The organism is Synechococcus sp. SYN20 (assembly GCF_014279555.1).
Taxonomy (GTDB): Bacteria; Cyanobacteriota; Cyanobacteriia; order PCC-6307; family Cyanobiaceae; genus Synechococcus_C.
In genome coordinates, this window is record NZ_CP047959.1 from 2,466,357 (window position 1) to 2,488,723 (window position 22,367).

Annotated in this window: 26 protein-coding genes; 12 read left to right on the forward strand and 14 right to left on the reverse strand. The window is 58.5% G+C overall.

What is annotated here, in order from left to right:
• Nucleotides 1–21 precede the first annotated feature (21 nt).
• On the reverse strand, nucleotides 22–1,278 hold the full coding sequence (gene trpB, locus SynSYN20_RS13075; protein ID WP_186524015.1) for a tryptophan synthase subunit beta: 1,257 nt from the start codon (nucleotides 1,276–1,278) through the stop codon (nucleotides 22–24).
• Between the two features lie 38 nt (nucleotides 1,279–1,316).
• Complete coding sequence (locus SynSYN20_RS13080) at nucleotides 1,317–2,276, reverse strand: class I SAM-dependent methyltransferase (protein WP_186524016.1); 960 nt, start codon at nucleotides 2,274–2,276, stop codon at nucleotides 1,317–1,319.
• A 39-nt stretch (nucleotides 2,277–2,315) separates the two neighbouring features.
• Here SynSYN20_RS13080 and SynSYN20_RS13085 point away from each other — a divergent pair, with 39 nt between their 5' ends.
• Both SynSYN20_RS13085 and cysC read left to right on the forward strand, forming a co-directional pair.
• Complete coding sequence (locus SynSYN20_RS13085; RefSeq protein ID WP_186524017.1) at nucleotides 2,316–2,642, forward strand: translation initiation factor; 327 nt, start codon at nucleotides 2,316–2,318, stop codon at nucleotides 2,640–2,642.
• Nucleotides 2,643–2,719: 77 nt separating this feature from the next.
• On the forward strand, nucleotides 2,720–3,346 hold the full coding sequence (gene cysC, locus SynSYN20_RS13090; RefSeq protein WP_186524018.1) for an adenylyl-sulfate kinase: 627 nt from the start codon (nucleotides 2,720–2,722) through the stop codon (nucleotides 3,344–3,346).
• Here the strand turns inward: cysC and SynSYN20_RS13095 are convergent.
• A complete protein-coding gene (locus SynSYN20_RS13095) occupies nucleotides 3,327–4,406 on the reverse strand; it encodes an AI-2E family transporter (protein ID WP_186524019.1) in 1,080 nt (359 codons plus the stop codon). The two genes, cysC and SynSYN20_RS13095, sit on opposite strands and share 20 nt — an antisense overlap.
• 54 nt (nucleotides 4,407–4,460) lie before the next feature.
• The gene (purE, locus tag SynSYN20_RS13100) at nucleotides 4,461–5,015 is read right to left on the reverse strand and encodes a 5-(carboxyamino)imidazole ribonucleotide mutase (RefSeq protein WP_255476431.1); all 555 of its coding nucleotides are present in this window, start codon (nucleotides 5,013–5,015) and stop codon (nucleotides 4,461–4,463) included.
• A 57-nt stretch (nucleotides 5,016–5,072) separates the two neighbouring features.
• Here purE and SynSYN20_RS13105 point away from each other — a divergent pair, with 57 nt between their 5' ends.
• Nucleotides 5,073–6,224: an amidohydrolase family protein gene (locus tag SynSYN20_RS13105; protein WP_186524020.1), complete on the forward strand. Its 1,152-nt coding sequence runs from the start codon at nucleotides 5,073–5,075 to the stop codon at nucleotides 6,222–6,224.
• Between the two features lie 27 nt (nucleotides 6,225–6,251).
• Nucleotides 6,252–6,965 (forward strand): magnesium protoporphyrin IX methyltransferase, encoded by a 714-nt coding sequence (bchM, locus tag SynSYN20_RS13110; RefSeq protein WP_186524021.1) that lies wholly within the window; start codon nucleotides 6,252–6,254, stop codon nucleotides 6,963–6,965.
• Nucleotides 6,966–7,000: 35 nt separating this feature from the next.
• Here bchM and SynSYN20_RS13115 read toward each other — a convergent pair whose 3' ends face one another.
• The 3 genes from SynSYN20_RS13115 to SynSYN20_RS13125 are packed head-to-tail and all read right to left on the reverse strand — an operon-like array spanning nucleotide 7,001 to nucleotide 9,246.
• Nucleotides 7,001–7,984 (reverse strand): RNA pseudouridine synthase, encoded by a 984-nt coding sequence (locus tag SynSYN20_RS13115; protein ID WP_186524022.1) that lies wholly within the window; start codon nucleotides 7,982–7,984, stop codon nucleotides 7,001–7,003.
• Nucleotides 7,984–8,697: a response regulator transcription factor gene (locus SynSYN20_RS13120; protein WP_186524023.1), complete on the reverse strand. Its 714-nt coding sequence runs from the start codon at nucleotides 8,695–8,697 to the stop codon at nucleotides 7,984–7,986. The genes SynSYN20_RS13115 and SynSYN20_RS13120 overlap by 1 nt, the downstream gene beginning before the upstream one ends.
• A 33-nt stretch (nucleotides 8,698–8,730) precedes the next feature.
• Nucleotides 8,731–9,246, reverse strand: coding sequence for a hypothetical protein (locus tag SynSYN20_RS13125; RefSeq protein WP_186525656.1), 516 nt, complete (start codon nucleotides 9,244–9,246; stop codon nucleotides 8,731–8,733).
• Nucleotides 9,247–9,270: 24 nt separating this feature from the next.
• On the opposite strand from SynSYN20_RS13125, the gene SynSYN20_RS13130 reads away from it, so the two are divergent.
• Nucleotides 9,271–10,452 (forward strand): cysteine desulfurase family protein, encoded by a 1,182-nt coding sequence (locus SynSYN20_RS13130; RefSeq protein ID WP_186524024.1) that lies wholly within the window; start codon nucleotides 9,271–9,273, stop codon nucleotides 10,450–10,452.
• Between the two features lie 55 nt (nucleotides 10,453–10,507).
• On the forward strand, nucleotides 10,508–11,266 hold the full coding sequence (locus SynSYN20_RS13135; RefSeq protein WP_186524025.1) for a hypothetical protein: 759 nt from the start codon (nucleotides 10,508–10,510) through the stop codon (nucleotides 11,264–11,266).
• Here the strand turns inward: SynSYN20_RS13135 and SynSYN20_RS13140 are convergent.
• On the reverse strand, nucleotides 11,253–11,801 hold the full coding sequence (locus SynSYN20_RS13140) for a DUF456 family protein (RefSeq protein ID WP_186524026.1): 549 nt from the start codon (nucleotides 11,799–11,801) through the stop codon (nucleotides 11,253–11,255). The two genes, SynSYN20_RS13135 and SynSYN20_RS13140, sit on opposite strands and share 14 nt — an antisense overlap.
• Complete coding sequence (gene rsmH, locus SynSYN20_RS13145) at nucleotides 11,798–12,730, reverse strand: 16S rRNA (cytosine(1402)-N(4))-methyltransferase RsmH (protein WP_186524027.1); 933 nt, start codon at nucleotides 12,728–12,730, stop codon at nucleotides 11,798–11,800. The genes SynSYN20_RS13140 and rsmH overlap by 4 nt, the downstream gene beginning before the upstream one ends.
• A 45-nt stretch (nucleotides 12,731–12,775) precedes the next feature.
• Between rsmH and SynSYN20_RS13150 the strand changes: the two genes are divergently transcribed.
• Nucleotides 12,776–13,960 (forward strand): NAD(P)H-quinone oxidoreductase subunit H, encoded by a 1,185-nt coding sequence (locus SynSYN20_RS13150; protein ID WP_186516864.1) that lies wholly within the window; start codon nucleotides 12,776–12,778, stop codon nucleotides 13,958–13,960.
• Nucleotides 13,961–13,989: 29 nt separating this feature from the next.
• Nucleotides 13,990–14,454: a thioesterase family protein gene (locus tag SynSYN20_RS13155; protein WP_186524028.1), complete on the forward strand. Its 465-nt coding sequence runs from the start codon at nucleotides 13,990–13,992 to the stop codon at nucleotides 14,452–14,454.
• On the opposite strand, the gene SynSYN20_RS13160 is transcribed toward SynSYN20_RS13155, so the two are convergent.
• The 3 genes from SynSYN20_RS13160 to menA are packed head-to-tail and all read right to left on the reverse strand — an operon-like array spanning nucleotide 14,425 to nucleotide 17,673.
• On the reverse strand, nucleotides 14,425–15,714 hold the full coding sequence (locus tag SynSYN20_RS13160) for an AMP-binding protein (RefSeq protein ID WP_186524029.1): 1,290 nt from the start codon (nucleotides 15,712–15,714) through the stop codon (nucleotides 14,425–14,427). The two genes, SynSYN20_RS13155 and SynSYN20_RS13160, sit on opposite strands and share 30 nt — an antisense overlap.
• Nucleotides 15,701–16,723: an o-succinylbenzoate synthase gene (locus SynSYN20_RS13165; protein ID WP_186524030.1), complete on the reverse strand. Its 1,023-nt coding sequence runs from the start codon at nucleotides 16,721–16,723 to the stop codon at nucleotides 15,701–15,703. Before SynSYN20_RS13165 ends, SynSYN20_RS13160 begins: the two co-directional genes overlap by 14 nt.
• 5 nt (nucleotides 16,724–16,728) lie before the next feature.
• Nucleotides 16,729–17,673 carry a 2-carboxy-1,4-naphthoquinone phytyltransferase gene (gene menA, locus SynSYN20_RS13170; RefSeq protein ID WP_186524031.1) on the reverse strand — a complete coding sequence of 315 codons (945 nt, stop codon included), beginning with the start codon at nucleotides 17,671–17,673 and terminating at the stop codon, nucleotides 16,729–16,731.
• Between the two features lie 70 nt (nucleotides 17,674–17,743).
• Between menA and SynSYN20_RS13175 the strand changes: the two genes are divergently transcribed.
• The gene (locus SynSYN20_RS13175; RefSeq protein WP_186525657.1) at nucleotides 17,744–19,177 is read left to right on the forward strand and encodes an isochorismate synthase MenF; all 1,434 of its coding nucleotides are present in this window, start codon (nucleotides 17,744–17,746) and stop codon (nucleotides 19,175–19,177) included.
• Between the two features lie 27 nt (nucleotides 19,178–19,204).
• Here the strand turns inward: SynSYN20_RS13175 and gshB are convergent, their stop codons facing one another.
• On the reverse strand, nucleotides 19,205–20,131 hold the full coding sequence (gene gshB / locus SynSYN20_RS13180) for a glutathione synthase (protein ID WP_186525658.1): 927 nt from the start codon (nucleotides 20,129–20,131) through the stop codon (nucleotides 19,205–19,207).
• Nucleotides 20,132–20,144: 13 nt separating this feature from the next.
• Nucleotides 20,145–20,408, reverse strand: coding sequence for a glutaredoxin 3 (gene grxC / locus SynSYN20_RS13185; RefSeq protein ID WP_186524032.1), 264 nt, complete (start codon nucleotides 20,406–20,408; stop codon nucleotides 20,145–20,147).
• An 81-nt stretch (nucleotides 20,409–20,489) separates the two neighbouring features.
• Here grxC and prfB point away from each other — a divergent pair.
• From prfB to ybeY, 3 genes are all read left to right on the forward strand, one after another.
• Nucleotides 20,490–21,618, forward strand: a protein-coding gene (gene prfB, locus SynSYN20_RS13190) for a peptide chain release factor 2 (RefSeq protein WP_186524033.1) whose coding sequence is annotated in 2 segments (ribosomal slippage) — nucleotides 20,490–20,564 and nucleotides 20,566–21,618 — 1,128 coding nt in all. Because the reading frame shifts where the segments join, the coding sequence is not laid out codon by codon here.
• The gene (locus SynSYN20_RS13195; protein WP_186524034.1) at nucleotides 21,615–21,824 is read left to right on the forward strand and encodes a DUF3285 domain-containing protein; all 210 of its coding nucleotides are present in this window, start codon (nucleotides 21,615–21,617) and stop codon (nucleotides 21,822–21,824) included. The genes prfB and SynSYN20_RS13195 overlap by 4 nt, the downstream gene beginning before the upstream one ends.
• Entirely contained in the window at nucleotides 21,821–22,354 is a 534-nt protein-coding gene (ybeY, locus tag SynSYN20_RS13200; protein WP_186524035.1) for an rRNA maturation RNase YbeY, read from the forward strand. The genes SynSYN20_RS13195 and ybeY overlap by 4 nt, the downstream gene beginning before the upstream one ends.
• Nucleotides 22,355–22,367 lie beyond the last annotated feature (13 nt).

A 22,367-nucleotide genomic window follows, 5' to 3' on the forward strand; every position in this document is an offset into this window, starting at 1 on the left:
ACAAACGCTGAAGCACAGTCTTCAAAGCTTATTTCCGAGTTTTTCTGCCACGGTGTTTACATCTTTGTCACCACGACCTGAACAATTAATCACGATTTCGCTGCCATCAGCAAGCGTTGGGCACAACGTATCCAGCCAAGCAAACGCATGAGCCGTTTCTAACGCTGGGATGATTCCCTCCAACTCACTCACGAGCCGTAACGCTGAGATCGCCTCATCGTCCGTCACGGCACCATATTCAGCACGACCAATTTCCCGCAGATAACTGTGCTCTGGCCCCACGCCGGGATAGTCAAGGCCGGCGCTGATGGAATGCGCTTCCTGCACCTGACCGTCCTGATCTTGAAGCAGAAGGCTCATCGCCCCATGCAACACACCCACGCGACCCTCTGTAATTGTTGCGGCATGACGACCGGTTGCAACTCCATCACCAGCGGCCTCAACACCAATCAGGCGAACCGAGGTGTCTTGTACGAACGGATGAAACAGACCCATCGCATTGGAACCTCCACCAACACATGCCAACAACACATCAGGGAGCCGCCCAAAGGACTCCATGCACTGCTCGCGGGCTTCATTGCCAATGACTGCATGGAAGTCACGCACCAACATCGGATAGGGATGGGGGCCAGCCACAGATCCCAGGATGTAGTGGGTACTTTCCACATTGGTCACCCAATCGCGGATGGCTTCGCTCGTCGCGTCTTTCAAGGTGGCCGTCCCTGCCGTGACCGGCTGAACGGTGGCTCCCAATAAGCGCATGCGGAACACATTTAGCGCCTGACGACGCATGTCTTCTGCACCCATATAAACCACGCACTCCAGGCCAAAACGAGCGCAAACCGTTGCCGTGGCCACGCCATGCTGACCCGCACCGGTTTCAGCAATGATCCGCTTCTTGCCCATACGCAAGGCCAACAAGGCCTGACCGAGGGCATTGTTGATTTTGTGCGCACCCGTGTGGTTTAGATCTTCTCGCTTCAACCAGATGCGTGGACCACCATCGGAACGGCGGTAGTGAGCGGTCAGACGCTCAGCTTCATAGAGCGGAGTGGCTCGCCCTACATACGATTTCAACAACCGGTTCAACTCAGTCGTGAAAGCTGGGTCCTTCCACGCTTCAGCCGCCGCCTGCTCAAGCCCCGCCAGTGCTGGCATCAGCGTTTCGGGGACGTACTGCCCCCCATAACGTCCAAACCGGCCATGCGCTTCAGGACGAACCGAAGGCGTCAGGCTGGCGGGATCGGGTGTGTTGGCAGTCGGCAGAGTGCTTGTCACAGGTCTGGCAGGCCGCTGAAACGGCGTCTTGCGATGCGTCAGCGTAAACAGGCGATCACACGATGTCGTGGATCACAGGCCTCAATGCGTAGATCTCGAAACCCAGCCTGGAGGAGGGTGGCGTTCATATCCAGACTGAAATAGTCCTCGATGTAAGGCTCCGTACTCTTCAGGAGGGTCGCAACGGCAGCTGGCAGACGTTGCAACACCGATGACGCTGGATCCTGATCCACCATCAGCAGCACCCCCCCAGGCTTGAGAAGACGCGCTGCTTCCTCCAGAACCTCACAGGTGGCGTTTTGAGGCAGCTCATGACAAACGAACTGAAGACTGATGAAATCGACCGTCTCTTTCGCCAAAGCGGTGTGTTCGGCAGCGGCATGGCGCCACTCACTGATCAAATTGTCGCGATCTCTGACCCGTGCCACAGCCAACATCTCCGGGGAGAGATCCAAACCGATCAGCCTTGGCCTGTTCCGACCACGTTGATCGGCCCGAGCATTCAACCAACGAGCAAGCGCCTGGGTGCTGACTCCCACGGAACAACCCAAATCCAAAACCTCATCGATGGAATCACTGAGGAGGGGTTCCACCACTGCATGGATTGCATCGCGGAGTCGCGTTTGAGCCTGCAGCGGTGCAAGCTTTTCCTCTTGCCAAATGCGCAAGGCCATCGCATCGGTGGCCTGCTCAGCCTCCGCTGCGGCCTGCCAACAGAGGTTGCCCTGCTCGTAAGCATGGAAGCGCGCTTGGTAATAGGCGGGAAGAATCACACCCTCGCTGCGGCTCTGCGCCAGAAGAGGAGCAGCCGCCTCGCGTAATTCAGACCGTCGCTTTCGCCATGGAATCCCGTTGCGCTCAGCCGTTCGGATGATCAGCTGTCGTGCTTGAAAAAACAGCGGGCGACGCAACAGACGTATGCCGATCAACCGTTCAATCCAGCGGCCGAGCCCCCGACTGGAATCGGCCCATTGAGGAGCAGGAGCGAACTCACTCATGGTGAGGAGCGGCAGAATAGGAGGGGATGCAAAAGGCTCATGCGCAAGGGAGGTTGGCAAGAATTCAGCAGTGCTGACAGTCTGCAACGCCCCGCCGGACCCTCAGCAGGCGTCACACCCAAGGGTGAGCAGGCCGTTCGCGTGCAGCCGACGCGAGGCGGTAAAGGGGGCAAGACCGTCACGGTGATCCGAGGTCTTGAGTTGGATCCAGATGGCCTGAAAGCCCTTTTGAAAAAGCTGAAAACGCGAATTGGCAGTGGCGGCACCGCAAAGGATGGGGTGATCGAATTGCAAGGTGATCAGGTTGAGCTCAGTCTCGAGTACCTCAAGAAAGAGGGTTACAAACCCAAGAGGGCTGGAGGCTGAGACCTCGCCGGCTTCGTGCAGAGATTGTGCCGTGATCGTTTGCTCCAGGAGACAATGCCATCTTTCGCGTTCCGTTCATGGCCGCCGCCGACAATCCAAAAGCCACCAACATCGTTTGGCACCAGGCCTCGGTCGATCGCGACACGCGCGCTGAGCAACGCGGGCACCGCAGTTCGATCCTCTGGTTTACAGGCTTAAGCGGTGCGGGCAAAAGCACCTTGGCCAATGCCGTGAACGCCGCTTTGTTTGAACGCGGCCTGGCTACTTACGTGTTGGACGGCGACAACGTTCGCCACGGCCTCTGCAAGGACTTGGGCTTTTCCGACGCCGACCGAGAAGAAAACATCCGTCGCATCGGCGAAGTAGCCAAACTGTTCCTGGATGCCGGCGTGATCGTTCTGACTGCGTTTGTGTCCCCTTTTCGGGCTGACCGCGACAAAGCCAGAGCGCTTGTAAGCACAGGAGACTTCATCGAGATCCACTGCGCAGCCGATCTCAGCGTTTGCGAAGAACGCGACACCAAAGGGCTTTATGCCAAAGCGCGTGCGGGAGAAATCAAAGAATTCACTGGAATCTCCAGCCCCTATGAGGCACCCGAACAGCCTGAGCTCAGCGTCAACACAGGCAACAACAGCCTGGACAGTTGCGTTGACCAGGTCATCCGTTATCTGGTCGACAAAAAAATCATTCCTGAGCAGAGCTGATCGTTCTTAACGGGAGATCAAAACCCTGACGATCAGCCCAGGCGTCGATCAGGGTTTTGATGCAGCTGGCCACTGGCACGGCTAGCAAAAGCCCAAGAAGCTCTCCAAAGCCAAACAAGGCACCCGCTCGCGCACCAAGCGGCAGAGCAATGAGCAGCCAAGCCGGCTGCAAGCCAACGATGCTCCCCATTAAGCGTGGCTGGATCACCTGATCCACAATCTGACCCACGCCAATCGCTGCCGCCAAAATGGCGAGGCCCATTCCAGGATCTTGCACTGCCAACAAAACACTCACCGCAACGATGGTGAAGGCACTGGCATAGGGGATCAACGTGGTTAAGCCAATCAAGACGGCAAACAACACGCCATAAGGAATCTTCAGCAACGTGAACACCGCAATCTGACCGGCGCTCAAAATCAACGCGAGCACGACCTGACCCGCGAAGTAGCCCCGGAAAGTGCGCGTGATTGTGGTCACAACCAGCTGGCGCCACTCCTGAGGCAACCAACGCACCAACCCTGCCGTGATGGACTCTCCTCCCAGCAGAAAGAACACCGCCAATACCAGGACGATGACAGTGTTGATGGTGGTGCCGAGGGTTGCACCAAGAATGCTGAGCAACTGTTGACTGAATTGACTGGCTACGCGACTGGCACGCGTCAGAACATCGCTGCTCAGATCTCCGAATTCACTTGGCAAACCACGGGCCATTGCCCATTCCTGAAGACGACTGATCAACCCTTGGGATGCTTCAAGCCAACCTGGCAAGGCATTGATCAATTGCGCAAGCTGATCAATCAGTAGGGGCACCAATGTGATGCCTGAGATCACCAGGATTCCGACAGCAACCAAAAACACAAGGGTGATCGCAAGCCAACCCGGCAGGCCCCGGGCACGAAGCCAACGGGAGGGGATGTTGAGCAGGAAGGCGATCAGAGCCGCCGTCAAGAACAACCCCGGGAAGGGCGCTAGCGGCACAAGCAGCTGACGCAGCACAAATAAATTGAGCGTTAGGAGGGGCAGGGCAAGTCCCCAACGCATCCAGGCAGGACCGAACATCAAACGTTCCGTTGAGAATGAATTGTGAAGCGGACCACGACCAAAGCTGTGTGATCAGTTACTCGACATGGAATCCAGATACGCGTCAGCACCGAGTGCTTTGAGGCGAGAATCCTTGGCAACCACCACGTCGTGGAGTTGCTGGCGGTACGCCTCCAATCGTTCAGAGAGGGCCGAATCACTGATCGCCAGGATCTGAGCGGCCAGCAAACCAGCATTTAATCCTCCGCCGATCGCAACCGTGGCCACAGGGATTCCCCCAGGCATCTGAACAATGGAATGCAGGGAGTCCACTCCCGAGAGAGCTCGACTTTTCACAGGAACACCGATCACAGGAAGCGTGGTGAGTGAGGCCACCATTCCTGGCAGGTGCGCAGCACCACCGGCACCAGCCACGATCACCCGAAATCCCAGCTGTTTGGCCTGACGGGCAAAGTCCACCATTTCGAGCGGAGTGCGATGGGCCGAAAGCACACGCACCTCAACGTTGACGCCTAAATCCTCAAGAGCCGAAACCGCTGGCTTCAGGGTGGGCAAATCAGAGTCACTTCCCATGATCACTGCAACACGGGGAGTGGCGACGATTGTGGGCTCCGATGGCTTGGACACAGCAAGCGTGCAGCGAGACTGCCATCGTCCCGCACTGGCATCAAAGGACCATTCCCCATGCGCCGGATCACACACGTCTGCCTGCCCCACAGCACGAGCAAAGACGGGCACTCTCAGCAGTGGTGGCTTCAAATCGATCAGCAAGACCGCATTGTTGATCTGGGACTCATGCCTGATGGGTCTGCCCTGGCCGGTGAAAGCTGGAGCGGAGATGTGCTCAGCCCGATGGGTGTGGACCTCCAGATCAATGGAGGCTTTGGACTGCCGTTCCCAGAGCTGACAGAGGCGGCGTTGCCGCAACTCTTGCAACTCCTCGATCAGCTCTGGCGTGATGGCGTGGAAGCGATCAGTCCCACTCTGGTGACGTGTGGCGTTGAGCCCTTACGCCGAGCCCTTGCTGTGCTCAGGCAGGCGCGTGGCGCTCACCAGCCCTATCGCTGCCAGCTGCTTGGTGCCCATTTAGAGGGCCCTTTTCTTGCCGATGCAAGGCGGGGAGCCCATCCACGCCAACACCTCGCCAGCCCTTCCATGGCCGAACTCAAGGCACGCATCAGCGGCTTTGAACAGGAGATTGCCCTGGTCACGCTCGCGCCAGAACTCGATGGGGCCGCAGCCGTGATCGAACATCTTTGTGACCTGGGCATTCGCATAGCCCTTGGTCACAGCACAGCGGATGCAACCACGGCCAATGAAGCCTTTAACAGGGGCGTATCGATGCTGACCCACAGCTTCAATGCGATGCCAGGGTTGCATCACCGCAATCCAGGACCGATCGGAGCCGCCTGCCAACGGGATGACATTGCCCTCGGCCTGATTGCTGATGGGGTTCACGTAGACCCCACGATGGCGGTGCTCTTGCAGCGACTGGCCGGCGATCAACTTGTGCTCGTGAGCGACGCACTTGCCCCTTACGGATTAGAAGATGGCGTTCACCACTGGGATGAGCGTGCGCTTCTGGTGGCGGACGGCACCTGCCGGCTTGAGGATGGAACCCTTGCAGGCGTGACCTTGCCGCTGCTTGAGGGAGTAAAGCGGCTCGCGCGCTGGAGCTCCCATCCAAGTGCTGCAATTTATGCCGCAACCGTTGCACCCAGGAAGGCCTTGAATTCCCAAGACACGTTCCAACTGCTGGGACGACCTCTAAACGAGCTGTTGCGCTGGCATTGGGATGCCGAAACCAACAACCTGAGCTGGCAACACGCTGCCTAAAATTTCGCGACCCTTCTGTCTGATGCCATGCCACCCGAGTCCCTGCTGGACGACACGCAGGCTGAAAAGCAGGAGGTGAAGGGGTACTTCGAAACCACAGGGTTCGAGCGCTGGAATCGCATTTACAGCGAAAGTGATGATGTCAACAAGGTGCAGCGCAACATTCGCATCGGCCACCAAAAGACCGTGGATGAGGTGTTGAGCTGGATCAAGGAGAGTGGCGAGCTCAGCGACGTGAGCTTCTGTGATGCAGGGTGCGGAGTGGGCAGCCTCAGCTTGCCTTTAGCCGAGATGGGAGCTGGCTCCATCCATGCCAGTGACATTTCTGAAGCGATGGCGCACGAGGCTCAGCGCCGTGCAGAGGAGGCAGGCTTGAACATGGGCAAGCTCAATTTCTTCGCCAGTGATCTCGAAAGCCTCGGCGGCTCCTTTCACACCGTCTGCTGCCTGGATGTGTTCATTCATTACCCACAACCAGCAGCAGAGGAGATGGTTCGCCACCTCTGCAGCCTCACCGAAAACAGGCTGATTGTGAGCTTTGCACCGTATACGCCGCTGCTGGCGCTGTTGAAAGGGATCGGCCAACTGTTCCCTGGCCCAAGCAAAACCACCCGTGCTTACACCCTGAGAGAAGCAGGAATTGTGCAAGCGGCTGAATCCTGTGGCTTCAAATTGGTGCGCCGCAGCTTGAACAAAGCACCGTTTTACTTCTCCCGCCTTGTGGAGTTTCAAAGGGTCTGATCGCACTGAACTGATTTCACTCAGCTCGAATCAGATCAACAACCTGCCCCGAGTTGATCTCTCAACAGCTTGGGCGGCTGAGCATGGAGCGATAGCAACTTGGTGGGCGGCCAATCCAAACCCTCCAAGCGCCAAGCGTGCAATTGATACCCACCATCACCTGGCGTTGCTGATGCAGACAGCCCCTGATCGGATTGATACAAGGGATCTCCGAGCAAGGGGCACCCCTGTTGGGCGAGATGAATGCGGATCTGATGGGGGCGGCCCGTACGGATCAACACTTCGACAAGATCTCCTGTCTCCCGTCGCTCCCTGAGTTTCACTGAAGAGTGAGCTGATAGGCGCTTCCGCAATGGCTCCGGCGTTGTTGGTTCTGGTCCCCAAATCCAACCGAGCAACGGATGTTGCCTCTCCACAACATCGGTTTGGATGACAAGCGTCTGACCTTGTTGAAGACGTTCCAAACGTTGCGTCAAGGCCAGGTACGTTTTTCGGCAATCACCCTCAGGTTGAAATTGCTTCGACAATGCGGCCCGGGTTTCGGGCCGACGGGCACAAACCTGAAGGCCAGAGGTGAACCGTCCGAGGCGATGAATCGGCTTCGGCACCAAGGCCTCTCCAACAGAGCGGCTCCTCCGCTCCAACAAGGACGTCAGCGTGTGGGAAAGGAAGCCGCCACCTGGCATCACCGGCAATCCTGAGGGCTTATTCACGACCAGCAGATCGCCGTCATCGTGAATGACCTCCCATTGATCGGGAACCGCAGCCTCCACCCAGGGAGGGCGCTGCCAACGAATCCAATCGCCAGTTTTCACCTCAACGTCATCGGGACAAGCCAAACCATTCAGGGTGATTTCCCCTCTCGCCAAGCGCTGCTGCCAGGTCGCCGAAGAGGAATGGCGATAGCGGTTTGCCAGCACATCACTCAATCGAAACGACTGCTCCCCTGCTCGAACCCGATCGCAGTACGTCCAGCCGTTGTTCAACGCAGCCGGCCGCCATCCCGCCGGCTCATCCATCAGGTCACAAGGTGATGCTGGAGGGCATAACGCACGAGCTCCGTGCGGCTGGACGTTTCCGTTTTGATGAAGAGCCTGCTCACATATTTCTCCACATTGCGAATCGAGGTTTCGAGCTGGCGCGCGATCTCCTTATTCATCAGGCCCTCAGCCACAAGCTGCAACACGCTTGCCTCCCTTGGCGTGAAATTGTGTTGGACCGGATCCTGATTGGGTAGGGCATCGGCCTGGGCGAGGAGCGAACGGATCTCTGTGATCTGCTTGGCCATCTGGCCCATATCGGTGTCAGCAAACCGGGCTGCCTCCTGCAACAACCGTTGCTGCCGCTGGGCAACATTTCGGACCCTCGCGACAAGTTCATCAGGATCAAAGGGTTTGGGGATGTAGTCATCCACGCCGGCGAGATAGCCCTGAGTGCGATCCGCCGTCATCCCTTTGGCGGTCAGAAAAATCACTGGCGTCCCCCCCAAACGCTCGTCTTCGCGGAGCTTGCGAAGCAAGCCATAGCCATCGAGGCGAGGCATCATCACGTCGCTAATGACGACATCGGGCAGCATTTGCTGGGCTTTGCTGAATCCTTCTTCCCCGTCCTCGGCCGTTGTGACATCAAACCCTTCATCCTCGAGATAGGCCTGAACGGCGGTGCGCAAACCAGGCTCGTCATCAACGAGTAGCAACCGTGGGGGCACAACCTCGCCAAGGGTCTCCGTCATGGACCTGACACATCTTCTTGAAATCTAGAGGCGCTATTGCATCGGCAACCGCAAAATTTCTTGGGATTCGTTCTGCAGGGTGGAAAAGCCCAACGCCTTGGCCTTTTCTGTCAACAGAGAGGGATCTTTACCAGCAAGCTCTGGCTCGCAGGCAGCCCACCACACCAAATGGTGCTCCCGATTCGCCGAAGTAATCGAACCACCAGGGTTGAGTCGATCTAAGTAGATCGCGGACTGATCGCGGGTGACACGCATGGGCTCAGTGCGACTGCAACGCACCGATTCCGTTGGGATGATCAGATTCTCAGGCGATTCCCTCCAAAGCTTGTAACTCCTTAAATCAGGATCAGCCGAATCCACCCGGATGGCAAAAATCCCGAGAAGGGACGTACCTCCAAGCTCACGCGTCTCGAGCACGACCAGATCGGCAGGCCGCGAGGCCCGCATCTGTTCAAGGACCTTTTCACGCAGAGATAGCTCTGCCAAGCCTGGCTGCACAGCACTGATCGCAAGCAGACTCAAGCTGGTCATCCAATAAGCCGCACGCATCAGATAGGACGACAGACTCACACCATGCTGCCAAGTTCCGACACCGGCTCGACTCAATCGGCACCGATTGCCCTCGACCATCAAGCCACAACGCCATGTCACAAGGATGTGCTGACAGCCATGGAACCCTGGTGGCGTGAACAGTGGGGCAATCCTTCAAGCCGGCAGCATCGGCTGGGACTAACAGCCGCCGCCGCCGTGCAATTGGCCCGAGAGCAATTAAGCGATTGCTTGAACTGTGCCAGTGAACAGCTGATCTTCACCAGCGGGGCCACAGAGTCCAACAACATTGCCCTCCTCGGACATGCACGAGCCGTGGCACGCGAGAGGGGACAACCAGGGCATCTAATCAGCATGGTCAGCGAACATCACGCTGTTCTCGACCCCCTGCGGCAGCTTCAGCGTGAAGGCTTTCGCATCAGCCTGCTTGCACCAGGGCGGGATGGTCTCCTCGACCCCAAACAGCTTGAGGCCGCCATCACGGAAGACACCCAATTGGTGAGTGTGATGCTGGCCAATAACGAAATCGGCGTCATCCAACCACTCCCTGAACTCGCGGCCATTTGCAGAGATCAGGGGGTATCGCTGCATAGCGATGCCGCTCAAGCCTTCGGCCACATCCCCCTGGACAGCCAACGTCTTGGCGCCGATTTTCTCAGCCTGAGCGCACACAAACTGAACGGCCCTAAAGGGATCGGCGCCCTGATCTACAACCCAGATCTAGAGGTGGAGCCGCTGCAATGGGGAGGAGGGCAAGAAAGGGGGTTAAGACCTGGCACCTTGCCGGTGCCGTTGATCATCGGATTCGCCAAAGCGGCCGAGTTGGCACTTAGCGATCTCGCTAGCCGCAGTCAACGCCTCGAAGGTTTGCGCAATCGACTTTGGGAGGGTGTGAAACAGAGACACCCAACCGTTGTTCTCAATGGGCACGCCACGGCTCGACTGCCGCACAATCTCAACATCACCATTCCAGGTGTCTCCGGAAGCAAGCTGCATCGAGCCCTGCGGTCCAGCGTGGCCTGTAGCAGTGGGTCGGCCTGCAGTCGCGGTGAACCGTCCCACGTGCTGATGGCCTTAGGACGAAGCCGCCAAGAGGCTGAAGCCTCCCTGCGACTGAGCTTGGGGCGCAGCAGCACGGAGCACGACATTGACCAAGCCGTGGAGGCCATCAACGACGCCATCCACCAATTGCGTCATAAACCGTGAAATAAATAGTGCGCGTCGCTACTTTCCGGCCAAGCCATTCAATCAACATCTGGCAATGAGCGACATCACGGAGAGCAGCAGACTTCACGTTCTGCAAGCGATTGAAGATGGTTGGTCCGGCTTCAGCAAAGCCCCGTTGACTTTTGTGCTGTTCACCCTGCTATCGGGAGCGTTAGGGCTGATCTTTCAGGTGATGAGCCAAATCGCTTCCTTCAGATCCACGGCAGAGGCAGGCTTCGATCCTGCCACCGTTCTGCTGATGATGGTTTCCGTGATTGGCAGCACTGTGATCAGCCTCTGGGCGGTCACAGGCCTGATACGCGGAGCCTGGAAGGCGCTCAGTGGCCACAAACCCTCCTTTGGAGACCTCACCCGCTGGGATGGCCAAGCGGCAGGTCGCCTGTTCATCAACCAGCTAGTGCTGGCCGTTGTTCTTGCGATCATTGTGTTCATCGCCGTTGCCATCGGCACCGGCCTGTTTCAGATCAATCAAGCTCTAGCCGTGATTCCTGGCCTCGTGGCAGGAATCGTGTTCCTTTATTTGGGAGTGAACCAAAAGTTCCTTCCCTTCATCGCGATCATGGGAGAGGGCAATCCTCTTCAAAAAATCCAGCGCGGTAGGGCCGTCGTGGATCCCAGCTGGGGGTGGATGCTCCTGCTGCTGATCGTGGAGGTTGTCATCCTGAGCATTGGACTTCTCCTCATCGGAGTGGGCCTACTGGTGTCTAGCCCCTTGGTGATCTGCATCTCAACAGCGGCCTATCGCCAACTGTTTGGCACAACAGACCAAACCGGTTTTCTCAGCGAGAGCTGAGTCCGATAAAGGCCACCACACCGAGCAGTGCCAAGGCCAACTGAGCCAGACGACTCACGAGCAGTCCGACCACTACCGCCAAGCCCACCACGGCTCCTTGGCGTAAGGCTTTAAGCCACCCGAAATTCACGGGTGGCTTTTTTTTGACCCAAGTTTCCACGACTAGAGCCCCAAGCCAGGGGCCAAATAAGGCCCCAAGCAATGGACCTCCAAAAGGGAGGGCCGGAAGAAGGCCGAACACCCCTAAGAGCAGACCCGCCCCCGCCCCCGCCGCTGACCAACGGCTGGCCTTAAGGCGCATCGAGGCCAGGCCCAATGCCAACAGGTCGGCCACAAGGCCCAGACCGAACAAGACCAAAGCAACAACGAGCTCAGGCCAGGCCTGTTGCCATCCGACAGCAACGGTCCAAATCAATCCGCCTACAGGAAGCCAGATCAAGCCTGGAAGCAGGGGCAAGAGCGTGCCAGGAATCGCCAGCAGCTGCACCAATAGAGCAATCCACCACCACCAATCGGAAGACCATGAGATGCTCATGGCTCAGACCGAGCGGTGTCGGGCCTCCGTCTAGCAATTCGGAGTTTTGCGCTGCGGCTGCGCGGGTTGTCCGCCTGCTCCTGTTCTGACGCCATCAACGGCTTACGCGTCACCCGTTCGAGCCGCTCTTCTTGGAGAAAAGCAGTTTTGACGCGGCGATCTTCCAACGAATGGAAACTGATGATCGCGAGGAGACCGTCAGGCTTGAGCCATCCGGGTGCATTCTGAAGCAATCGGTCCAGTACTCCCAGTTCATCGTTCACAGCAATCCGCAATGCCTGAAAGGTGCGCGTGGCGGGATGAATCCTTCCCCGCCTTGCTTTCGGGGGATAACAACCAGCAACGGCATAGGCCAACGCCGCCGTGCCTGCATAGGCGCCTTCTGCCTCCAGATCCGCCTTGATCCGTCGCGCAATCCTGCGCGACATGCGTTCCTCGCCAAAGGCGTAAATCAAGTCAGCCAGGGCATTCACGTCCAGCCGCTCGATCAGCTCCGCTGCCGTTTCACCCCCAGCCGCTGGGTTCATGCGCATATCCAAGGGACCATCCTTCCGGAAGCTGAATCCTCTGGAGGCCACATCCAATTGGGGACTGCTCACCCCCAGGTCTGCCAGCACCAACGACACCGGTTCCTGTGGCTCAAACGCAGCAAAGTTGACCGGAACGATCTGCACACGCTCAAGGAAGGGTTCCAGCCTTGAGGCAGCAGCAGCCCTGGCCGTGGGGTCCTGATCCAATCCAATTAAATGCACACCAGGACAGCGTTCCAGGATGAGTTCGCTATGACCTCCACCGCCAAGAGTGGCGTCAATTACAGCTGTGTTCTGCCAAAGGGATGGGGGCTGCTCAGACAAAATCTGCAGCAGCGTTTCAGCCAATACGGGCACGTGGCTGAAGGCCACACCAGAAGACAGCGAGTGATCGGGCATCGGTCCTTCCTAAGATCCCGATAACGCAATGAACCTCGGCTCACCATGACGCAGCTGGAAACGCGCACCGAGCCGATGGTGGTCAACTTCGGCCCCCATCACCCCTCGATGCATGGGGTGCTGAGGCTCGTCGTCACCCTGGACGGTGAAGACGTTGTGGATTGCGAGCCGGTGATCGGCTATCTCCATCGCGGCATGGAGAAGATCGCCGAGAACCGCACCAACGTGATGTACGTGCCCTACGTGAGCCGTATGGACTACGCCGCGGGCATGTTTTATGAAGCCATCGTGGTGAACGCTCCAGAGCGCCTCGCCAACATTCCGGTGCCCAAGAGAGCCAGCTACATCAGGGTGTTGATGCTGGAGCTCAACCGGATCGCAAACCATTTGCTCTGGCTTGGCCCCTTCCTAGCTGATGTTGGTGCTCAAACACCGTTCTTTTACATCTTCCGTGAACGGGAGATGATTTACGACCTCTGGGAAGCGGCCACAGGCCAGCGACTGATCAACAACAACTATTTCCGGATCGGTGGTGTGGCAGCCGACTTGCCCTGGGGCTGGTTGGAAAAATGCCGGGATTTTTGTGACTGGTTTGGTCCAAAAATCGATGAGTACGAAAAACTGATCACGAACAACCCGATTTTTCGTCGCCGCATCGAAGGGCTTGGCGTGATCGGCCGAGAAGAAGCGATCAATTGGAGCTTGTCAGGTCCAATGCTGCGGGCCTCCGGTGTGCCTTGGGATCTCCGCAAGGTGGATCACTACGAGTGTTACGACGATTTCGATTGGGATGTGGTCTGCGAGAAGGAGGGTGATTGCTTTGCTCGCTATCGCGTGCGCATTGAAGAGATGCGTCAATCGCTAAAAATCCTGCGCCAAGCCTGCGACATGATCCCCGGCGGCCCCACCGAGAATCTCGAAGCCCACCGCATGGCGGAAGGCAAAGACAGCCCCTTCGCCGGATTCGACTATCAATACGTGGCCAAAAAAGTGGCGCCTACGTTCAAGATCCCCAATGGCGAGCTGTACACCCGTCTGGAATCAGGCAAGGGCGAAATCGGGGTGTTCATCCAGGGCAATAACGATGTGACCCCCTGGCGCTTCAAGATCAGGGCCGCTGACAGCAATAACCTTCAGATCCTTCCTCACATCCTCAAGGGCCACAAAGTCGCCGACATCATGGCGATTTTGGGCTCCATCGACGTGATCATGGGATCCGTTGATCGCTGATCCATCTCGATCCAACTTGTCATTAATCCTTGGCTTTTCGATCGCCATATGAGTGGTTAAAGCTTGAGCGCATCGTGCGTTTTGGCGACACCGATGCAGCTGGTGTGATGCACTTCCACCAGCTTTTGCGCTGGTGCCATGAAGCATGGGAAGACAGTCTTGAGCGCTACGGGATTGCCGCAGCGGATGTTTTTCCAGGATGCAGGGCAGCAGATGCTCCACCAACAATCGCTTTGCCGGTGGTGCACTGCGCAGCAGATTTTTCACGCCCCGTTCATGGTGGTGATCACTTGGTCGTGACACTGAAGCCGATCCGAGTGGATCCAAGCCAATACGAGGTGCGTTTCCTCTTTCAACTCGAAGAAGCCGACGTCGCCCAAGGGATCATTCGCCAGCTGGCAATAAACGCTGATACACGCCGGCGCTGTGCCTTGCCAGAAGCCATCGATCGCTGGCTGGAAGCATCAGCAATCGGCACCGTCGGAACGCTCTAGATCCTTGAGCCAGGCCCGCCATCGAGCTCGCTCCCACTTGCCAGCGTTGGTTGACGCAAGCTCAGCACAGTGATGCCATCGCTGGGGGCGCTCTGCAGGCAACCATCGATCCGTCAAGGCCTTAAGCCGCAGCAGAAACGCGTCTGCGGCTCCGGGCAGATGAGCTGCATCTTGCCAACGGACCAAAGCCACAAGCCGTTCTCCCCATTCGGGGTCGTGAACGCCAAGAAGCAGCACTGCTTTGAGAGGGAGGCCAACTTCTCGCGCAGCAGCCATCAAGCGAACCTCTAGCTGCTCTGGAAAGACCGTGACTCCACCGGAGTGAATCGCACCATCAAGGCGGCCCAGCAGCGTGAGCTGTGGAGTTTCCGCAGACCCTTTAAGGCGAGCAGCGTCTCCAGAGCTCCACCAGCCATCCACACCGGTCAGGGGGCTAACGGACGGCTCCGTTGATTGTTCAGCCAGCGATCCATCCCCATCAGGCTTCCAACGGCCTATCGCTAAACGCCTGCAGCGCACCGCAAGCGCACCATTCGCCTCCACCCGAAGCTCAATGTCATCAAGAGGCTCACCAACTCCTTCTTCCCCATTCAAAAAGCGCTCTGGAGATTGAGCGACCACCATCGCGGCAGTCTCTGTAGACCCATAACAAGGCGCCAGCTTGATCCCCAAGGCACGGGCCCTCGCCGCAAGCTCGTCTGGCAGCGCTGCTCCACCCACCCAGATCAGCGCCATCGCTTGCAACCAGCGCACACCTGCAGAGTCGGCCAACAAGCGACCGAGCTGCGTGGGCACAAGGGAAATCACCATCGGCATCGAGTCCCAGTCGGAGCGGTGACAGGACTCCGCCAACAAAGCCTGTGGGCTTTTCATCAATGCTGGTGACAGCCAAACATGGGCCACATTCCACTGCTGAGCTCGCCACCAAGGCATCAAGCCACTGACGTGCTGAAAAGGCAGCGGATTCCAAACGATCACTTGCGATGCATTCAGTCCGAGCGCTTGTAACCAGCGGCCTGTCGCCGCGGCCGATCGATCCAAATGCATAGATGGCTGAAGACAAAGCTGTCGGCCACCGCTGCTTCCGCCTGTAGAAAGCACCAATCCAGGACCCTCCGGTAGAGCCTTAGGAGCCTCAAGCAGAACATCCTGGGGACCCAGTAAACGCACCCAATTTCCCCGCTCGAGCGCAGGCAGGAGAGATCCAGCCAAAGTGGATGGGCTCTGTGAATCACAACGCAACTGTTCAAGGCTGCTCATCGCGCTCCTCGTTCACTTCAGCTGCGGCCAACAAATCCGCCGCGGCCCACACCTCTGCAGGATCGGAACTAAACAACGGGCTAGCAGGACACCACCCTGGAGCCAGCCCAGGCGCCGCCGGTGTTTCCCCTTGTGCCTGCAGGGCCGCTAGGTGCGCCAGCCAGCGGCCACCGATCCCGGTTTCAAACGTTGTGCTCAGCATGAGGCGAGGCTTGCCCCGAAGCAAATCCCGCAGAAGAGGCCTTGGGTCTCCTTCCAGCAACGGTCGACGCACCTGCCAGCCCTCCCACTGATCGCGCCAGGTGGGATGCGCCTGCAAGGACTCATCCAAAGCGACAGGCACCACAGCAGCGATCGCCTCAAGGCCCTCCCAATCATCAGCGGCAAGCGGTTGCTCGAACCACTCCAACCGTGAATCCCCGCGCAGCTGCTCTACCCATCGCCAAGCCTGCAGCCTGTCCCAGCCGCCATTGGCATCAAGCCGCAATCGCGCTGAAACCGGAAGCTTGTCGAGCAGACCCTGCAGCAAGCCCAACTCCTCCTCGTGGTCGCAGACCGCCACCTTCCACTTCAGCGTGAACGGCAGGTTGGGATCCACTGAGGTCAGCAGGCAATCCAGTGCATCCCGCATCGCGACTCCTGCCGGCAACAAGAACGCCGAGGTTGGCGCTTGTAGCCAACCAGCAGAGGAGGCACTCCCAAGCTGGCCATCCAGCTCAGCCAGGGCAGCCCCAAGGGCGAAAGCCAACGCCGCTGGAACAGATGCGAGCAAATGTTCAAGGCTGCTGACAGTCCAGACCACCCCAAGATCCATCATCCGAACCAAGGCGGACTGGCAATCCTGATGCTGTTCAGCCTCCAAGGGCGACACCTCTCCCCATCCAAGACGGCCAGCCGAGTCCTCCAAGCGCAACAACCAACCTCGACGCTGCTGCAACACCCCGGCAGCGGTGTGCAAAGGCCGGTTGAGCTGGAACCCATAGGGCTTGATCTGCAACCGAAGCTCCATCCCTTTCAACTCAGTAAGGGGCCCAGCGCTAATCCCGCACTTAAGCCAAGACCGTTGAGAGCCTGAAAACGGAGCGCCAAAAATTTGCTGCCAGCGATTCGATCGGGTTCGGCATGGTGATCACGCAGCAAACGAATCAGCGCTGCTGCAGCTGGTAGGCCAATCGCGCCAAACAGGGCCGTGAGCGGCCAATCACCGTGAACAACTGGCACCCATTCGAGCGCAAGAGTTCCGGCAACAAACCAAGGCACCAAACTCGCAGCTTTGGCCGTACCCAAGCGCACCACTGGGGAGCGTTTGCCATGGGATGCGTCCTCATCCACCTGATGAAAATGGGAGCAAAACAACACCAGAGACGTGGCCAACGCAGGTCCTGAGCCAAGCATCAGCGCAAGCGGCCAAGGCACTGCTGCTTGATCAGAAGGAGCCAGCACCAGCAGTGCAGCCGCCGTCGCAAACGGGCCAAAAGCCAACCAACAAATCGGCTCCCCCCATCCCCGATAGGCCAAGCGAAAGGGTGGACCCTGATACAGGTATCCGAGTCCACAGCTCACCAGCACAAGGGGGAGCACCATGAACGAGCTGCGCAGGGCCAGGATCAGCATCAGGCCTAAGCCCAGCATCAACGCCAAACAGGCCCAACGACGGACAGACCTTCGCTGCCCTACCAGCGCCACGATCGAATGGGGCTTGCCAACAACATCCACACCGGTGTCGGCATCAAACAGATCATTGCTGAGGTTTTCCCAAAGAAGCAGCAGCACCGCCGCGAGCAAAAAGCCTGAGAACTGGGACCAACGCACCGACTCCTGGGCCCCCAGGCGCCAACCTGCTGCCAACAGCACGGGCATCACAGCAACCGAGTACATCCGCCACTTGATGGCGGCCTTCCACAGACGTCGGCGATCGGACATGGAGTAACGGGTTGCAACAGCCTGGGGACCTGGCATGGGCAGGATCCAGACACACTGCGATGTGGCTCATACATTTGAGCAGGACGCTGCACTGATTCGCCGGGCCATGACAGCCGCACTTCAACAACCAACGGCTGCTCAGCGTTTCGGCACACTGCTCGACACCGCTCAGCGCGCTTGGAATCAGCGCCAAGTGGAGGAAAGCACCTTCAGCCTCGCCCTGCAGGTTCCCGCTCAGGATCCGCTCAAGCAATTGCCATGCCTGGCGGGAGAAAGTGCTTTCCGGTTCCTATGGGACAGCGCCCCAGGCCTCTGCCTCGCTGCGGCCGGTCAATGCCAAAACCTTGAGCTAGCAGGTCCGCGGCGATTTGAGCTGGCCCAACGTTTCAGCGACACCACCCTGCAACGCCTGATCGATGCCAGCCCTGAGGCGCCGTGCCAGGCCCGCTCCCGGGTTTTGCTCGCCTTCAGTTTCTTCGAGCAGAACCGGGAACAACAGGGCAGTCTGAACACAGTCCCCTGCCTGCAAGCGCTGCTCCCCCGCTGGCAACTCAGCAGACATGGTCAACAAAGCTGGTTGCGGATGCATGGCCATGCCTCCGATGCATCCGATGTGCGTGTCCTCGTGGAAGCGCTGTGGCAGATGGCCGAAGCGCTCAACACAACGTCGCCTCAAGAGGAACCAGACGATCCCACAATCCTGGGTACCCCCGTGGGCTGCTGGCAAGAGCGCTATCAACCAGCACTCGAGCAAGGATTGGCGTTGGTGAATGAGGGAGCCCTGCACAAGCTGGTGCTGGCCGTGCGTCAGTCGATTGAACTCACCACTCCTCTCTCCCCCTTACCTCTGTTGGAGAGGCTGCGGCATCAGCAAACCGGGAGCTGCCGCTTCCTCTGGCAACGAGGACTCAATGATGCTTTTTTTGGAGCCTCGCCAGAGAGGCTGCTCAGCCTGCGCAACGGACGCTTGCGGAGCGATGCCCTAGCCGGCACTGCTGGTCGAGGTGAAGGCGGCGACACCCTGATGCAATCGGGCAAGGACCGCCACGAACATGAGCTCGTGGTGAAGGCAATCAGCGAGAGCCTCCGCGAGGAAGGACTTCAACCGCAAAGCCCTAGGCGGCCCCAATTGTCGCGCCATGGCCAGCTGATCCATTTACACACCCCGATCAGTGCAGATGCTGCAGGACACCAAGCCCTTGCCTTGGCGGCTGCGCTTCATCCGACCCCAGCAGTAGCAGGCCTACCAAGGAGAGAGGCCATGCATTGGCTGCAAACACTTGAGCCATTTGAGCGCGGTGGCTATGCAGCGCCCATCGGTTGGATCGACAAGGCCGGTGATGCGGAATTGCGCGTTGCCATCCGCTGCGGACACCTGCGCGGCAACCAACTTGACCTCACCGCAGGAGCTGGGCTTGTGCGCGGATCGATTGCGGAGCGGGAACTGCAAGAGGTCAGCCAAAAGCTGGCCGTCCTCGCCGACCAGCTTGATCTCCATTCAGGGGGCAGGGAGGGAACGCAGACGCCACTCCATCGATGACTGCTTGAGGATGTCTCCTTCCTGAAATCAGGTCGAAGACGCACTCAGGCGAGCAATCACCATGTCGGCCAAGGGGACGTTCATCAAACGCTCTACTTCGCGAATACCGGTTGGACTGGTGACGTTGATTTCACTCAGCATTCCGCCGATCACATCAATCCCCACAAAAAACAGACCCTCCGAACGCAAGGCGGGAGCCAAGGCCTCACAAATCAAGCGTTCACGCTCCGTGAGCTCCGTGGCCTCTGGGAAGCCCCCTACAGCCAGGTTGCTGCGAAACTCCCCCTCTTTGGGCTTGCGGTTCACGGCTCCCAGTGGTTCTCCATCCACGAGCAGGATCCGTTTGTCGCCATCGGTAACGGCAGGCAGAAAGCGTTGAGCCATCACCGGAAGCGAGCCCTGTTCCGTCACCAGTTCAAGCAATGCACCGAGTCCGGGTGCTGAGGCTGAAACGCGCACAACACCTAAACCAGCCCGGCCACCGAGGGGCTTCAAAACCACTTCCTCTTGTTCGCGCGCAAAGGCCGACAGCTCCGAAATTCGGCCCGACACCAACGTTGGGGCCATCCAGCGGCTGAAGCGCAAAGCACCAAGCTTTTCATTCCAACTCCGCAGCGATGCCGGACGGTTCAGCACCAGGGCACCCGCTCGCTCGGCCACATCGAGCAGATGGGTTGCATAGAGATAGGCCTCATCAACGGGAGGATCCTTCCGCATCCAGATCGCTCCAAAGCGATTGAGAGGACAGCGCTCTGGTTCGCCGATCTCAATCCAGGGATCGGGCTGCACTGGCACCGCAACCGCTAAGGGCTCATCACCCAGGGCAATCAAGTCAGCAGGCGTGGACGCCCAGACCTCATGGCCAGCACGCTGGGCCGCCTGCATCAAGGCGGCTGTGGAATCTTTTGCAGGGTTGATCCGATCCAGCGGATCCAACACGAAGAGGTGGCGCATGGCTGACACCGATTCAGGCCTGACCGGCGAGCAGGGCATCCAGTTTCCCCGCACGCTCGAGGCCATGAAGTTCGTCGCAGCCCCCTACGTGTTGGTCATCGATAAAAATCTGAGGAACACTGCGTTTGCCGTTGCCTCGGGCCGCCATCGCATCACGTCCAGGCTCATCCCCATCCACCGAGACTTCGCTATAGGCCACACCCTTGCGATCGAGCAGACCCTTCGCGCGCACACAAAACGGACAGGTGCTCCAGGTATAGATCTCAACCTTGGCCATCGAACTGCCGCATAGGAAGGCTGAATCTTATGCAGGACGACCGCGCTGATAGCGTCAAGTTCCGAAGACTCCCTTGCTCCATTGCTGGACCTCACAGACTTCAAACGCGATCTTTCCGAGCTCACTGACCGCCTGGGCCATGCCCAGGACTGTCTTTGACGTCCCTGCACTGAACGCCAGGCAGCAAGATCTCGAGCAACTCGCCGCTCAACCCGAGTTTTGGAACGACCAGCAAAACGCCCAGAAGCAGATGCGGCGCCTGGACGAAGTCAAGGCACAGCTTCAGCAACTGGTGGATTGGCGTGGTGCGATCGACGATGGGCAAGCCACCCTTGAGCTTTATGACTTAGAGCCTGACGAAGACCTCCTCGGTGAAGCTCAGCAGGGACTCGATCAGCTGCGACACGCTTTGGATCGCTGGGAGCTGGAGCGCCTGCTCAGCGGTGAATACGACAAAGAAGGTGCAGTTCTAAGCATCAACGCCGGTGCCGGGGGCACGGATGCCCAGGACTGGGCCCAGATGCTGCTGCGCATGTACACCCGCTGGGCCGAAGACCAAGGGATGAGCGTGCGCGTCAATGAGTTGTCGGAAGGTGAGGAAGCAGGCATCAAAAGCACCACGATTGAGATCGAAGGTCGTTACGCCTACGGCTATTTACGCAATGAAAAGGGCACCCATCGGTTGGTGCGGATTTCGCCCTTTAATGCCAATGACAAGCGGCAAACGAGCTTCGCGGGTGTGGAAGTGATGCCCAAGCTGGATGAAGAGGTGGAGCTCGATATTCCTGAAAAAGATCTCGAGGTCACCACCTCCCGCTCCGGCGGGGCCGGTGGGCAGAACGTCAACAAAGTGGAAACGGCCGTTCGCATCCTTCACGTGCCCACCGGCCTGGCGGTGCGCTGCACCCAAGAGCGCTCCCAGCTTCAGAACAAGGAGAAGGCCATGGCCCTGCTCAAGGCGAAGTTGCTGGTGATTGCCCAGGAGCAGCGTGCAGCGGAAATTGCCGACATTCGCGGCGACATTGTGGAAGCCGCCTGGGGAAATCAGATCCGCAATTACGTGTTTCACCCGTACCAAATGGTGAAAGACCTGCGCACCCAAGAAGAGACCACAGATGTGCAAGGCGTGATGGATGGAGATCTCAACCCCTTCATCCAGGCGTTATTGCGCCAAGGTGTGGATCGCCCAGGCAGCGACGACGACACATGACTCAGGCTCCCAACAACGACAGCACCCCTTCCACAGCGCAAAGCGACGACAAGGGAGCGCCACCGCCGAGCTTCGTGAAATTGGCGATGCGCAACATGGTGCGCAAAGGGGGGCAGAGCCTGTTCCATTTCGGCCTGACCGCTGCAGGCTTCATCGGTTTCATTCTTGTGGTGGCCTGGTTGGGGCGACCAACACTCCCGCAATGATCAGCCTCGATCTGGCCTTCAGCCCCGCAGCCGCTGAACTCATTGATGCAGCGGATGACGAAAGCACGCGCTCGAGGCTGCTACGAGCCAGCGACTGGGAGGGTGAATTAAGCGCCTGGATCGAAGCCCTTCGTCAGGACCTCGACAACGACTGTCCCGATGCCGTGAGGACCTGCGACTCGGTCAGTTTGGGAGTCTCGCTGCTCGATGACGCCAGCATCGCGGAACTCAATCTGCGCTGGCGCCAGAAAGCCACTCCAACGGATGTGCTCTCCTTTGCTGCTCTGGAGAGTGAAATGCCGATGGGTGCAGGCCAGGAGCTTGAGCTAGGTGACATCGTCGTGTCGGTGCCCACCGCCCGTCGTCAAGCTCTGGAGCAGGAGCATGGCCTGGAACGGGAACTGCGCTGGTTGGTCAGTCACGGGCTGCTGCACTTGCTGGGCTGGGATCATCCCAATGAAGACTCGCTCGCTGCAATGCTGCACAAACAGGAGCGCCTACTTGGCATGGGCGGTAACGTTCAACTCTGAGGTGAGATCAACT

Excerpts from the sequence above, each read along its gene's own strand:
- SynSYN20_RS13080 (WP_186524016.1), bottom strand. The coding sequence starts at position 2,276 with ATGAGTGAGTTCGCTCCTGCTCCTCAATGGGCCGATTCCAGTCGGGGG.
- SynSYN20_RS13085 (WP_186524017.1), top strand. The coding sequence starts at position 2,316 with ATGCGCAAGGGAGGTTGGCAAGAATTCAGCAGTGCTGACAGTCTGCAA.
- cysC (WP_186524018.1), top strand. The coding sequence starts at position 2,720 with ATGGCCGCCGCCGACAATCCAAAAGCCACCAACATCGTTTGGCACCAG.
- SynSYN20_RS13095 (WP_186524019.1), bottom strand. The coding sequence starts at position 4,406 with ATGTTCGGTCCTGCCTGGATGCGTTGGGGACTTGCCCTGCCCCTCCTA.
- SynSYN20_RS13105 (WP_186524020.1), top strand. The coding sequence starts at position 5,073 with ATGCGCCGGATCACACACGTCTGCCTGCCCCACAGCACGAGCAAAGAC.
- bchM (WP_186524021.1), top strand. The coding sequence starts at position 6,252 with ATGCCACCCGAGTCCCTGCTGGACGACACGCAGGCTGAAAAGCAGGAG.
- SynSYN20_RS13115 (WP_186524022.1), bottom strand. The coding sequence starts at position 7,984 with ATGGATGAGCCGGCGGGATGGCGGCCGGCTGCGTTGAACAACGGCTGG.
- SynSYN20_RS13120 (WP_186524023.1), bottom strand. The coding sequence starts at position 8,697 with ATGACGGAGACCCTTGGCGAGGTTGTGCCCCCACGGTTGCTACTCGTT.
- SynSYN20_RS13125 (WP_186525656.1), bottom strand. The coding sequence starts at position 9,246 with ATGCGTGCGGCTTATTGGATGACCAGCTTGAGTCTGCTTGCGATCAGT.
- SynSYN20_RS13130 (WP_186524024.1), top strand. The coding sequence starts at position 9,271 with ATGCTGCCAAGTTCCGACACCGGCTCGACTCAATCGGCACCGATTGCC.
- SynSYN20_RS13135 (WP_186524025.1), top strand. The coding sequence starts at position 10,508 with ATGAGCGACATCACGGAGAGCAGCAGACTTCACGTTCTGCAAGCGATT.
- SynSYN20_RS13140 (WP_186524026.1), bottom strand. The coding sequence starts at position 11,801 with ATGAGCATCTCATGGTCTTCCGATTGGTGGTGGTGGATTGCTCTATTG.
- rsmH (WP_186524027.1), bottom strand. The coding sequence starts at position 12,730 with ATGCCCGATCACTCGCTGTCTTCTGGTGTGGCCTTCAGCCACGTGCCC.
- SynSYN20_RS13150 (WP_186516864.1), top strand. The coding sequence starts at position 12,776 with ATGACGCAGCTGGAAACGCGCACCGAGCCGATGGTGGTCAACTTCGGC.
- SynSYN20_RS13160 (WP_186524029.1), bottom strand. The coding sequence starts at position 15,714 with ATGAGCAGCCTTGAACAGTTGCGTTGTGATTCACAGAGCCCATCCACT.
- SynSYN20_RS13165 (WP_186524030.1), bottom strand. The coding sequence starts at position 16,723 with ATGGAGCTTCGGTTGCAGATCAAGCCCTATGGGTTCCAGCTCAACCGG.
- menA (WP_186524031.1), bottom strand. The coding sequence starts at position 17,673 with ATGCCAGGTCCCCAGGCTGTTGCAACCCGTTACTCCATGTCCGATCGC.
- SynSYN20_RS13175 (WP_186525657.1), top strand. The coding sequence starts at position 17,744 with ATGACAGCCGCACTTCAACAACCAACGGCTGCTCAGCGTTTCGGCACA.
- gshB (WP_186525658.1), bottom strand. The coding sequence starts at position 20,131 with ATGCGCCACCTCTTCGTGTTGGATCCGCTGGATCGGATCAACCCTGCA.
- grxC (WP_186524032.1), bottom strand. The coding sequence starts at position 20,408 with ATGGCCAAGGTTGAGATCTATACCTGGAGCACCTGTCCGTTTTGTGTG.
- SynSYN20_RS13195 (WP_186524034.1), top strand. The coding sequence starts at position 21,615 with ATGACTCAGGCTCCCAACAACGACAGCACCCCTTCCACAGCGCAAAGC.
- ybeY (WP_186524035.1), top strand. The coding sequence starts at position 21,821 with ATGATCAGCCTCGATCTGGCCTTCAGCCCCGCAGCCGCTGAACTCATT.